Annotated in this window: 8 protein-coding genes; 1 reads left to right on the forward strand and 7 read right to left on the reverse strand. The window is 73.3% G+C overall.

The window, feature by feature from the left end; genetic code table 11:
* Positions 1–176 precede the first annotated feature (176 nt).
* From QQM67_RS17835 to QQM67_RS17865, 7 genes are all read right to left on the reverse strand, one after another.
* Positions 177–1,349, reverse strand: coding sequence for an acyl-CoA dehydrogenase family protein (locus QQM67_RS17835; protein ID WP_314174882.1), 1,173 nt, complete (start codon positions 1,347–1,349; stop codon positions 177–179).
* Positions 1,346–3,595 carry an ATP-binding protein gene (locus QQM67_RS17840; protein ID WP_314175135.1) on the reverse strand — a complete coding sequence of 750 codons (2,250 nt, stop codon included), beginning with the start codon at positions 3,593–3,595 and terminating at the stop codon, positions 1,346–1,348. The genes QQM67_RS17835 and QQM67_RS17840 overlap by 4 nt, the downstream gene beginning before the upstream one ends.
* A gap of 20 nt (positions 3,596–3,615) precedes the next feature.
* Complete coding sequence (locus tag QQM67_RS17845) at positions 3,616–5,241, reverse strand: acyl-CoA carboxylase subunit beta (RefSeq protein ID WP_314174883.1); 1,626 nt, start codon at positions 5,239–5,241, stop codon at positions 3,616–3,618.
* Positions 5,238–6,998 (reverse strand): acyclic terpene utilization AtuA family protein, encoded by a 1,761-nt coding sequence (locus tag QQM67_RS17850; protein WP_314174884.1) that lies wholly within the window; start codon positions 6,996–6,998, stop codon positions 5,238–5,240. The genes QQM67_RS17845 and QQM67_RS17850 overlap by 4 nt, the downstream gene beginning before the upstream one ends.
* Positions 6,995–7,861, reverse strand: a complete 867-nt coding sequence (locus tag QQM67_RS17855) for a TIGR03084 family metal-binding protein (protein ID WP_314174885.1) — start codon at positions 7,859–7,861, stop codon at positions 6,995–6,997. Before QQM67_RS17855 ends, QQM67_RS17850 begins: the two co-directional genes overlap by 4 nt.
* Positions 7,862–8,004: 143 nt before the next feature.
* Entirely contained in the window at positions 8,005–10,932 is a 2,928-nt protein-coding gene (locus QQM67_RS17860) for an FAD-binding and (Fe-S)-binding domain-containing protein (protein WP_314174886.1), read from the reverse strand.
* 68 nt (positions 10,933–11,000) lie between these two features.
* Positions 11,001–11,771 (reverse strand): DUF1990 family protein, encoded by a 771-nt coding sequence (locus QQM67_RS17865; protein ID WP_314174887.1) that lies wholly within the window; start codon positions 11,769–11,771, stop codon positions 11,001–11,003.
* Between the two features lie 78 nt (positions 11,772–11,849).
* On the opposite strand from QQM67_RS17865, the gene QQM67_RS17870 reads away from it, so the two are divergent.
* On the forward strand, positions 11,850–12,062 hold the full coding sequence (locus QQM67_RS17870) for a hypothetical protein (protein ID WP_399067010.1): 213 nt from the start codon (positions 11,850–11,852) through the stop codon (positions 12,060–12,062).
* Positions 12,063–12,067: the final 5 nt, after the last annotated feature.

Consider the following 12,067-nt stretch of genomic DNA (forward strand, 5'->3'; position numbering starts at 1 on the left):
CTCGTGCCTTCCGCGGCTCCCCAGAAGCCCCGTGCGCTGCGCTCCGCACGGCGACCGGTCCGGCTCCCGTCCCTGGTCCGCCCCGATCCCTTCCCGGTCCGTCCCGCTTGCCGGTCCCGTACCGGCCTTCGCGGCTCCGTTGCGGCTCCGTTCCTTTCCGCTCAGTACGACTCCGTTCAGTACGACTTGGGCAGGCCGAGCGTCTGGTGCGAGACGAAGTTGAGCACCATCTCGCGGCTGACGGGCGCGATGCGGGCGACGCGGGACGCCGTGATCATGGAGGCGATGCCGTACTCGCGGGTGAGCCCGTTGCCGCCGAGGGTGTGCACCGCCTGGTCGACGGCCTTCACGCACGCCTCCCCGGCCGCGTACTTGGCCATGTTGGCCGACTCCCCGGCCCCCATGTCGTCGCCCGCGTCGTAGAGCGCGGCGGCCTTCGTCATCATCAGCCGCGCGAGTTCCAGCTCGATGTGCGCCTGGGCGAGCGGGTGGGCGATGGCCTGGTGGCTGCCGATGGGCTCCTTCCACACCTGGCGCGTACGGGCGTAGTCCAGGGCGCGGTCGATGGCGTGGCGGCCCATGCCGATCGCGAAGGCGGCGGTCATGATGCGCTCGGGATTGAGGCCGGCGAACAGCTGGAGGAGCCCCGCGTCCTCTCCCTCGCCTCCGCCGACGAGCGCGTCGGCGGGCAGCCGCACGTCTTCGAGTACGAGCTCGAACTGCTTCTCCGGCGCGGCCAGTTCCATCTCGATGGGGCTGCGGGTGAAGCCGGGCGCGTCGCGCGGGACGATGAACAGGCACGGCTTGAGCTTGCCCGTACGGGCGTCCTCGGTGCGGCCGACGATCAGCGTGGCGTCGGCGATGTCGACGCCGGAGATGAAGACCTTGCGGCCGGAGAGCAGCCAGTCCTCCCCGTCGCGGCGCGCGGTGGTGGTGATGCGGTGGGAGTTGGAGCCCGCGTCGGGCTCGGTGATGCCGAAGGCCATCTTGCGGCTGCCGTCGGCGAGTCCGGGCAGCCACTCGCGCTTCTGCGCCTCGGTGCCGAAGCGGGCGATGACGGTGCCGCAGATCGCGGGCGACACGACCAGCATCAGCAGCGGACAGCCCGCGGCGCCCAACTCCTCCAGGACGATGGCCAGTTCGGTCATGCCGCCGCCTCCGCCGCCGTACTCCTCGGGGAGGTTGACGCCGAGGTAGCCGAGCGAGGCGGCCTCGGCCCACAGCTCGTCCGTGTGCTTGCCGTCGGCGACCACGCCGGTGAAGTACTCGCGCCCGAATCGCTTGCCGAGCGCGGCCACCGCGGCTCGCAGATCACGCTGTTCCTCGGTCTCCAGCAGGGCGTTGGTCATGACGTCTCCTCACGGGCGGGCGTGGCGGGGGCGGGTGTGGGTGCTGGTGCGGGGACGGACGCCGGTTCGGGCTCAGCGGGCGGCCCGGTCGTCCGTACGGCGTCCGGCTGCGCTTCGTCGTCCTCGGTGACGACGGCGAGCAGCTCGCCGACCTCGACCTGACGGCCCGGCTCGGCGTGCAGCGCGGTGAGCGTGCCGGACACCGGGGCGACGACCTTGTGCTCCATCTTCATCGCCTCCAGCCACAGCAGCGGCTCGCCCGCCTTGACGGTGGCGCCGACGGCGAGCCCGGGCACGACGCGCGCCACGGCGCCCGGCATCGGGGCCAGCAGCGAACCGGGCTCGTTCGCGGTCTCCGGCTCGCGCAGCCGCGGCAGCGCGGTGAAGGCGTGGGAGCCCTGGGGGTACCACCCGGGCCTCCCCCTGGGCCTTCGGCCCGGGTGGTGCCCCCAGGCCCAGGGGGAGGGCGGCGGTGCGTCCACGTACACCTGCGAGCCGTCCTCGCCGTAGCGCGCCACGCGGAACTCCCGGCGCACGCCGCCGACTTCGAGACAGACGCGGTCGGGAGCCGCCCGCAGCAGACGGAGCCCGCCGTCCGGCAAGTCCCCGTCGTCGAGGACGAGTCCGCCGCGCGTGAGGCGGTAGCGGACCTCGATCTCCTGGTGCGAGGGCTCGGCCCTGAAGGTCTTCGTCTGCGGGTGCGCGGCCACGTTGCGCCAGCCGCCGAGGCGCGCGGCGACGGTGCCGGCGGCCTCCCGTGTCCGCTCCGCGTCGGCGAGCGCGGCGGCGAGGGCCGCCAGCCGGCGGCTGCCCGCGGCACCGTCGGTCTGCTCCGGCTCCGCGGTGAGCTCGTCGAGGTTCCGGTCGTAGAAGCCGGTGTCGAGGCGGGCCGCGGCGAAGTCCGGGTGGCGCAGCGACCGAACGAGAAGCTCGCGGTTGGTCACCGGCCCGTGCACGCGCGCACGCTCCAGCGCCGACGCGAGCCTGCGCACCGCCTCGCGTCGTGTGGGCGCCCAGGCGACGACCTTGGCCAGCATCGGGTCGTAGTGCACGCCGATCACGTCGCCGTCCGCGACGCCGCTGTCCAGCCGGACGCCGCCGCTCGCGTCCGCAGACGCGACTCCCGCGCCCGGGACGTCCAGGCGGTGCAGCGTGCCGGTCTGCGGCTGCCATCCGCGCGCCGGGTCCTCCGCGTAGAGACGGGCCTCGACGGCGTGCCCGCGCGCCGGGGGCGGTCCGGCCGGGTCCAGCCGTTCGCCCTCGGCGACGCGGATCTGGAGTGCCACGAGATCCACGCCGTGCACGCACTCGGTGACGGGGTGCTCGACCTGGAGCCGGGTGTTCATCTCCAGGAAGTACGCACGGGCGCCGTCGCCGTCCCGCCCGTCTGCGCTCTCTCCGCCATCCCCGCCGTCCAGGCCGGGGTCCGCGCCGCCCGCGACCAGGAACTCCACGGTGCCCGCGCCCCGGTACTCCACGGCACGTGCCGCGTCGGCCGCCGAACGGTGCAGCACGTCGCGCAGTCCGGCGGCGAGGCCCGGCGCCGGCGCCTCCTCGATCACCTTCTGGTGCCGCCGCTGCAACGAGCAGTCGCGCGTGCCGAGCGTCCACACCGCGCCATGGCCGTCGGCGAGGATCTGCACCTCCACATGGCGTCCGCGCTCGACGTACGGCTCGACGAAGACCTCGCCGTCCCCGAAGGCCGACGCGGCCTCCGCGCGCGCCGCCGCGATCTCCCCTTCCAGCGCGGCGAGTTCACGCACGATCCGCATGCCGCGTCCACCGCCGCCCGCCGCCGCCTTCACCAGCAGGGGCAGGTCCCGCTCGGTCGCCTCTTCCGGACGTACGGGCTCCAGCAGCGGCACACCCGCCTCGCCCATCAGCTTCTTCGCCCGCGTCTTGGAGGCCATGGCCTCGATGGCCTCCGGCGGCGGCCCGATCCATACGAGGCCCGCGTCCCGCACGGCACGCGCGAACTCCGCGTTCTCGGAGAGGAATCCGTAGCCCGGGTGCACCGCGTCGGCGCCGGACGCCAGGGCCGCCTCGACGATCAGGTCGCCCCGCAGGTAAGTCTCCGAGGGCGCGTCGCCCGGCAGCCGCACCGCGGCGTCCGCCTCCCGTACGTGGGGCGCCTCCGCGTCCGCGTCCGAGTGGACGGCGACCGTGCCGATGCCCAGCTCCACGCACGTACGGAAGACGCGCCGGGCGATCTCGCCACGGTTCGCGACCAGCACCGTTGTGATCATTCTCTGGTCCACTCCGCTCCTCACATCCGGAAGACGCCGAAGCCGCCGCGCGCGCCCTCGACGGGCGCCGTGTGGATGGCGGACAGGCACAGGCCGAGCACCGTGCGGGTGTCGCGCGGGTCGATCACGCCGTCGTCGTAGAGCCGTCCCGACAGGAACATCGGCAGCGACTCCGCCTCGATCTGCTGCTCGACCATCGCCCGCAGCCCGGCGTCGGCCTCCTCGTCGAACGGCTTCCCCTTCGCCGCGGCCGACTCCCGCATGACGATCGACATCACGCCCGCGAGCTGCTGCGGGCCCATCACCGCGGACTTGGCGCTCGGCCAGGCGAACAGGAAGCGCGGGTCGTAGGCCCGTCCGCACATGCCGTAGTGGCCCGCGCCGTAGCTCGCGCCCATCAGCACCGACAGATGCGGCACCTTCGAGTTCGACACCGCGTTGATCATCATCGCGCCGTGCTTGATGATGCCGCCCTGCTCGTACTCCTTGCCCACCATGTATCCCGTGGTGTTGTGCAGGAACAGCAGCGGGATGTCCCGCTGGTTGGCGAGCTGGATGAACTGCGTGGCCTTCTGCGACTCCTCGCTGAAGAGCACGCCGCGCGCGTTCGCGAGGACGCCCAGCGGATAGCCGTGCAGCCGGGCCCAGCCGGTCACCAGGCTCGTGCCGTAGCGGGGCTTGAACTCGTCGAAGTCGGAGCCGTCGACGATGCGGGCGACGACCTCGCGGGGGTCGAAAGGGGTCTTCAGGTCGCCGGGGACGACACCGAGGAGCTCGTCCTCGTCGTACTTCGGCGGTACGGGCAGGCTGGGGGCACCTCCGCCGAAGGCAGGGGGAGAACCGCCGTGCGCCTTGCGCCAGTTGAGGCGGGCGACGACGCGGCGCGCCTGGCGCAGCGCGTCCGGTTCGTCGAGCGCGAAGTAGTCGCCGAGGCCGGAGACGCGAGTGTGCATGTCGGCGCCGCCCAGCTCCTCGTCCCCGGCCTCCTCGCCCGTCGCCATCTTCACCAGCGGCGGCCCGCCGAGGAACACCTTCGACTGCTCCTTGACCATGATCACGTGGTCGGACATGCCGGGGACGTACGCGCCTCCGGCGGTCGAGTTGCCGAACACGACGGCCAGCGTGGGGATTCCGGCCTCGGAGAGCCGGGTGAGGTCCCGGAAGAGCGCCCCGCCGGGGATGAAGATCTCCTTCTGGCTGGGCAGATCCGCCCCGCCGGACTCGACGAGGCTGATGCAGGGCAGGCGGTTGGCGTAGGCGATCTCGTTCGCGCGCAGCGCCTTCTTCAGCGTCCACGGGTTGCTGGCCCCGCCGCGCACCGTCGGGTCGTTCGCGGTGATCAGGCACTCGACGCCCTCGACGACGCCGATGCCGGTCACCAGCGAGGCACCCACGGTGTAGTCGCTGCCCCAGCCCGCCAGGGGTGACAGCTCCAGGAAGGGGGTGTCGGGGTCGAGCAGCAGCTCGATGCGTTCGCGGGCGAGCAACTTGCCGCGGCGGCGGTGGCGTTCGGTGTACTTCTCGCCGCCGCCGGCGACCGACTTGGCCAGCTCCGCGTCGAGTTCGGCGAGCCGGTCCAGCATCTGCCGCCGGTGCGCGGCGTATTCGTCGCCGGAGACGTCCAGCGACGAGGTCAGCACGGTCACGGGAGAAGTCCTTCCGGTATGTCCATGTGCCGCGAGCGCAGCCACTCGCCGAGGGCCTTGGCCTGGGGGTCGAAGCGCGCCTGCGAGGCGACGCCCTCGCCGAGCAGCCCGTCGACGACGAAGTTGAGGGCGCGGAGGTTGGGGAGTACGTGGCGGGTGACGGGCAGATCACGGATTTCAGGTAGCAGATGACAGATTTCATCCACTGTCAGCGCGTGAACCAACCACCGCCACGCCTCATCACTCCGCACCCACACGCCGACGTTCGCGCTGCCGCCCTTGTCACCGCTGCGCGCTCCCGCCACCAGACCGAGCGGCGCCCTGCGCACCGGCCCGTCCGCTGCGGCCGGCGGCTCCGGCAGCTCGGGCTCCGCGACGGGCACGAGCTCCTGCGTCTTCCCGGGAGCCGGCACCTCCACGGTTCTCCTGCCGCCGCCAGGCGATACCCCCGGCCCGTCCGTCAGCACGGCGACGTGCGGCACGCGCCCCGCGTCCTCCCACGCCACCTCGAACACCCCGTACGGCGAGCCCTTTCCGGGCGGCGCCGTCACATGGAACCCGGGGAAGCTCGCGAGCGCGAGCTCGATCGCCGCACCGCTCACGGCCCGCCCGACGGCCTCCTCCGACGGGTCCCGCACGGCCATCCGCAGCATCGCGCTCGCCTCTTCCTGCACGGGCGCGTCCGCGTGGTCTGTACGGGCGAGGCTCCAGGTCACCTCCGCCGGGCGGTGCCCGTCCGCCGCGAGCCGGTCCTCCATCTGCCGCCGTACGAGCGCCGCCTTGGCCTCGACGTCGAGGCCGGTCAGCACGAACGTGACCTCGTTGCGCCAGCCGCCCATCCTGGTCAGCCCGATTTTGAGCCGCGGCGGCGGCGCCTCGCCCCGCACACCGTCGATGCGCACCCGGTCCGTGCCCTCGTGCGACAGCCGTACGGAGTCCAGCCGCGCCGTCACGTCCGGCCCGGCGTAGCGGGCGCCCGCGGTCTCGTAGAGCAGCTGGGCGGTGACGGTGCCGGGTGTCACGGCACCGCCGGTGCCCGGCTGCTTGGTGATGACGGCGCTGCCGTCCCGCGCGACCTCGGCGATCGGGAAGCCGGGGTGCGTCACGTCGATGCCCTCCTGCGCGAAGAGCGCGTAGTTGCCGCCGGTGGCCTGCGCACCGCACTCCAGCACGTGGCCCGCGACCACGGCTCCGGCGAGCGCGTCCCAGTCGTCGGCGGCCCAGCCGAAGTGCGCGGCGGCCGCCCCGCTCACCAGTGCGGCGTCCGTCACCCGCCCGGTCACGACGACGTCGGCGCCGCCGCGCAGGCACTCGGCGATTCCGCCGCCGCCCAGATAGGCGTTGGCCGTCAGCACCCCCTCGCCCCAGCCGCCCCGCCCCAGCACGTCGTCGCCCTCGACGTGCGCGACGGCCGCGGGAACGCCGGTGCGCTCGCTCAACTCCCGTACGGCGTCGGCCAGTCCGGCCGGATTGAGCCCTCCCGCGTTGACGACGATCCGCACCCCGCGGTCCCTGGCGAGCCCCAGCCCGGTCTCCAGCTGGCGCAGAAAGGTCTTCGCATAGCCGCGCGCCGGGTCCTTGAGCCGGTCGCGGCCGAGGATCAGCATCGTCAGCTCGGCGAGGTAGTCCCCGGTCAGGACGTCGAGCGCGCCGCCGGTGAGCATCTCCTCCATGGCGCCGAAGCGGTCGCCGTAGAAGCCGGAGCAGTTGCCGACGCGCAGCACCTCGGCGGAAGCGTCCGCCGCATGCCCGCTCACGCCTGTGCCTCCTTGCGCTGCGTCTCCTTGCGCTGTGTCTCGTTGCGCTGTGCCTCCTTGCGCTGCGTCTCCTTGCGCGGGCGGCCGTCCCCGGGCGGCCCCGCGAAGGCCTGCGCGATCTCCAACCACCGCTGTGCGTCCGGGCCTTCGGCACGCACGCCGGCGTCGTCGCGGTGTACGCGCTGCGTCACGAGACGGCAGAAGCCGACGGCGTCGCCGGTCACCCGCTGCGCCGCGTCCTCCGGCCCGTGCGCCCACAGTTCGCCGCCCGGCCCCTCCAGCTCCACGCGGAAGGGCTCGGACGGCGGCCGCAGTCCGCGCACCGCGTAGGCGAAGTCCCGTGCCCGCACGCCGATCCGTACGACGTGACGCAGCCGTGCCGTCGGCTCGCGCGGCACACCGAGGGCGTCGGCGACGTCCTCGCCGTGCGCCCAGGTCTCCATGAGCCGCGCGGTCGCCATGCCCGCGGCGCTCATCGACGGCCCGTACCAGGGGATGCGGTGCCCCTGCGGCAACTCGCCCAGTACGCGCCCCAGTTCGGCCCGCCCGGCACGCCATCGCGCCAGCAGCGACCCGGGCGGCAGCGCGGCACCGGCCTCCGCGCCCTCGTCGACGAAGGTCCCGGGCGAGGCGAGGGCCGCCTGCGAGGCCTCGCGGAAGGCGGGCTCGTCCGTCACGGCCAGCAGCGACTGCTCGTCGGTCCAGGCGAGATGGGCGATCTGGTGGGCGAGCGTCCAGCGGGGCGCGGGCGTCGGGAGGGCCCAGGCCGCGGCGTCGAGCCCGGCCACCAGTCCCTCCAGGGCGTCGCCTTCGTCCCGGAGGTCCGCGAGGACGGCTCCCGTCACGTTCGCGGCGTCGTCCATCGCGCGCCCCGCCCCTTCCTGTTCCGGCCGGACCGGATTCCTGTTCCCGGTCCCGGTCCGGCCGGTCCCTGTCCTGTGGTCTCCGAGCGTGACAGCACCGAGAAAAACAAGCAAGCGTGCTTGCATTACGACTCGCGCCCGGATCAGCGCTTCGGCTGCGCCTGCGACTGCGCCTCCAGCCCTTCCGCGAGCACCTCGGCCAGATGCCGGCTGCGGTGGCCGCCGAGCTGCTCCAGCTGCGTACGGCACGAGTAGCCGTCCGCGAGCAGCTCCGCGTCCGCGCCCGCCTCCCGTACGGCGGGGAGCAGTTGGTCCTCGGCGCACGCCACGGACACCTCGTAGTGCCCTTTCTCGAAGCCGAAGTTGCCCGCGAGGCCGCAGCAGCCCTTGCTCAACTCGCCCGTCAGCCCCGCCCGTTCACGCAGGCGGCGGTCCTCCGCGTCCCCGATGACGGCGTGCTGGTGGCAGTGGGTCTGGCCCGCGACGGGACGGTCGAGGCGCGGCGGCTCCCACTCCGGCGCGTACTCGGCGAGGGTCTGCGCGAAGGTCCGTACGGCACCGGCCAGCTTGCGGGCGCGCGGGTCGTCCGCGAGCAGTTCCGGTACGTCGGTCCGCAGCGCCGCCGCGCAGGGCGGCTCCAGCACGGTGACCGGCAGCCCGGCGTCCAGTGCGGGCTCGATGCGGTCGAGGGTGCGGCGCATCACGGCGCGCGCCCGGTCGAGCTGGCCCGTGGAGACGTAGGTGAGGCCGCAGCACACCTGCTTCTCCGGCACGGTCACGCGCAGCCCGGCGTCCTCCAGCACCCGCACCGCCGCCGAACCGGCCTCCGGGGAGAGGTAGTTGGTGAACGTGTCGGGCCACAGCACGATCCGCTCGCCGCCGTCCGGCACCGCGCCGTTCGTACGGGCGGCACCGGCATCTGCACCGGCACCCGCACCGGACCGCCGCCTTCGCCACCACCGCGTGAACGGCTCCCGCGGCAGCGCCGGGATGTCGCGCTCCGGCGCGATCCCGCCGAACCGCTTGGCCAGCGCGGCCAACGGCTGCACCCGCGCCGCCGCGTTCAGCAGCGGGACCACACGGCTCGCGGCGGCCAGCCGCAGCCACTCCGGCAGCCTCCCCATCGAGTGGTGCGCCATCGGACGGCGCCTGCCCTTGTAGTGGTGGTGCATGAACTCGGCCTTGTACGTGGCCATGTCGACGTTCACCGGGCAGTCGCTGCGGCAGCCCTTGCACGAGAGGCACAGGTCGAGGGCGTCGTGCACCTCCTCCGACTGCCAGCCGTCGGTGACGACTTCGCCCGCGAGCATCTCGTGCAGCAGCCGGGCCCGTCCTCGCGTGGAGTGCTGCTCCTCGCCGGTCGCCCGGAACGACGGGCACATCACGCTGGAGGCGGCCTCCGTGTTGCGGCACTTGGCGACGCCGACACACCGCCGTACGGCCGCCGAGAAGTCGCCGCCGTCGTGCGGATAGCCGAACTCCACATCGACCGGCTCACGCGGCAGCGGGGCGAAGCGCAGGTTCTCGTCGATGCGCGCGGGGCGCACCAGCATTCCCGGATTGAGCCCGCCCGCGGGGTCCCACATGTCCTTGAAGCGCCCGAAGAGGCCGACCATCTCCTCCCCGTACATCTTCGGCAGCAGTTCGGCGCGCGCCTGGCCGTCGCCATGCTCGCCCGACAGCGAGCCCCCGTGCGCCACGACCGTCTCCGCGAGGTCGGAGGAGAACTCCCGGAACCTCCGGATGCCCGCGTCGCTCATCAGGTCGAAGTCGATGCGTACGTGGATGCAGCCGTCTCCGAAGTGCCCGTACGGCAGCCCGTGCAGGTCGTACTGGCGCAGCAGCGCCCTGAAGTCCCGTAGATACGCGCCGAGTCGGGGCGGCGGCACGGCGCAGTCCTCCCAGCCGGGCCACGCCTCTCCCCCGGAGCCTCCGGCTCCCGTCGCCACGGGCAGACGCGTCGCCGTGCCCGAGGCGTCCTCGCGGATGCGCCACAGCGCGCGCTGCGCCCCCGGCTCCACGACGAGCCGGTGGTCGGTCGAGCCGTCCGCGGCGGCGGCCCGGCACAGCTCCCCGGCACGGGAGCGGGCCTGCGCCTCGTCGTCGCCGCCGACCTCGACGAACAACCAGGCGCCGCCGCGCGGGAGTCCGGCCCGGGAAGCCTCGGAGACCAGGTCGTTCGCCATGCCCTCGACGGTCAGCGGGCCGTGCACGAGCAGGCCCGCCGCGGCCTCGGCGGCCGCGCTCTCGTCGACGTAACCGAGGACGGCCAGCACCCGCGCCCCCGGCACCGGCACGAGGGTGACCTTCGCCCGCGTCAGCACGGCCAGCGTGCCCTCGCTGCCGGTGAAGGCACGCGCCCAGTCCTCGCCCTTCTCGGGCAGCAGCTCGTCGAGCGCGTAACCCGAGATGCGGCGCGGCAGTTCGGGAAATCCGGTGCGCAGCCGCGAGAGCTCCTGCCGCACCATCGCCCGTACGTCCTCGCGCAGCCGTTCCGGCACGCCCTCGCCGCCGCGGGCGAGCGTCATGCGCAGGCCGTCGTAGCCGGTCGCCTCCAGCTCCCGTACGTTGTCGGCCGTCGTGCCCCAGGCCACGGAGTGCGAGCCGCACGAGTTGTTGCCGATCATCCCGCCGAGGGTGCAGCGGCTGTGCGTGGACGGGTCGGGGCCGAAGGTCAGTCCGTGTGGCGCGGCGGCGTCGCGCAGCCGGTCCAGGATCACGCCGGGCTGCACGACCGCGGTGCGCGTCTCCGGGTCGAGGGACTCGATGCGGTCCATGTGGCGGGTGAAGTCGAGCACCACGCCGGTTCCGGTGGCCTGCCCCGCGATGGACGTACCGCCGCCGCGCGCCAGCACGGGAACGCCGTGCTCGCGGCAGACGGCCAGCACCGCCTCCACGTCGTCCGCGTCCCGCGGGGCGACCACGCCCAGCGGGACGCGCCTGTAGTTCGAGGCGTCCATGGTGAACAGCGACCGCGTGGCCGTGCCGAACTCGACCTCCCCGCCCCGTACCGCTTGCCGCAACGCCTCTTCGACCTCGCGCGCCCGTGCCGGCGCCTGTGCCTGTGCCATGGCTCCAGCCTGCACGCTGTGGGCCCGCTCGCGGCACCCCTCACCTGGCCGTACTCACCTGGTCGTACTCACCTGGCCGGACCGGCAGGGTCCCTGGGACCCCGGGCCTCCAGGCACAACTCCCCGGGGATGTCGCGGGTGTCGATGTTCACACCCCCGGCGACTCGTCCCCCGGCGACGGCGGCGGCCCGCAGGCAGAAGTGCACCCACATGTTGAACTGCATCTCCTTGGCCACCCGGAGCCGGCTGTAGAGCAGGTCCGCCAGCCGGTCCCCAGCACGCGACCAGGCCTCGATCTCGAAGACGAGCCGCCCGCCGGCTTCGCGGGACCGGAACTCGATCTGCCCGGCCTCCAGATGACCTTGCAGCGTGCCGAACCGGAAGGAGACCGGGTCGCGGTGGATCACGCGGACGGGCCCGTCCCAGGGACCGGGCATCTGGACCCGGTACTCGTCGCCCACGCTGGGAGGCCCGTCAGCGCCCACGATCTTGTGGAAGACCGCGACGGTCGAGGGCGCGACCCTGTTGAGATTCGCCATGACGGCATCGGTCAGTTCGACGGGGGTCATCGGGGAGCCCTCGATCCGGACGCTGAAGCGGCGGTGGAACATGGGCCCGGCGCCGTCGGACAGAGGCTTGCTGCGCTCGTCGCACAGCCCGGCGGGCAGTTCGGGCGGCAGATCGCGGGCATCGCCGCGCGTCTCGGTGCGGTGCAGCGCCGTGACGCGCCAGAGGTACTGCCAGGACACCACCAGCACGCCGAGGGGAAATCGCGCCAGGGCTCCGGCGCGGCGCCTCGGCGAAGCCCCCCGCGGACGTGCGGCATGCGGCGTCGACATGCTTGTCATGACACCATATGCACCATTTGCGTGCAGGATCGTCCACCTGTCGCCACTGGAGAACGGGAGCCGTGAGTGTTGACCGAGACAGTGATGCGTTTCACGGGACTGCGCAGCCGGCACTTGCAGGACGCGGCCATGGGCTCGGTCGGTCTGTGCCTCGTGCTGTGGATGCGCGCGTCGGGCCTGGACCAGGACGAGCGCGGCAACGCCGAGCGCCGCGCCATCTTCGTGGGCCTGTGGGCCCCCACCCTGTTGCTGCTGGGCCAGTCGTTGCGTGAACTCGAATAACGCCG

The sequence above is a fragment of the Streptomyces winkii genome (assembly GCF_032248595.1).
Classification (GTDB): domain Bacteria; phylum Actinomycetota; class Actinomycetes; order Streptomycetales; family Streptomycetaceae; genus Streptomyces; species Streptomyces winkii.

Excerpts from the sequence above, each read along its gene's own strand:
- QQM67_RS17835 (WP_314174882.1), bottom strand. The coding sequence starts at position 1,349 with ATGACCAACGCCCTGCTGGAGACCGAGGAACAGCGTGATCTGCGAGCC.
- QQM67_RS17840 (WP_314175135.1), bottom strand. The coding sequence starts at position 3,595 with ATGATCACAACGGTGCTGGTCGCGAACCGTGGCGAGATCGCCCGGCGC.
- QQM67_RS17855 (WP_314174885.1), bottom strand. The coding sequence starts at position 7,861 with ATGGACGACGCCGCGAACGTGACGGGAGCCGTCCTCGCGGACCTCCGG.
- QQM67_RS17860 (WP_314174886.1), bottom strand. The coding sequence starts at position 10,932 with ATGGCACAGGCACAGGCGCCGGCACGGGCGCGCGAGGTCGAAGAGGCG.
- QQM67_RS17865 (WP_314174887.1), bottom strand. The coding sequence starts at position 11,771 with ATGTCGACGCCGCATGCCGCACGTCCGCGGGGGGCTTCGCCGAGGCGC.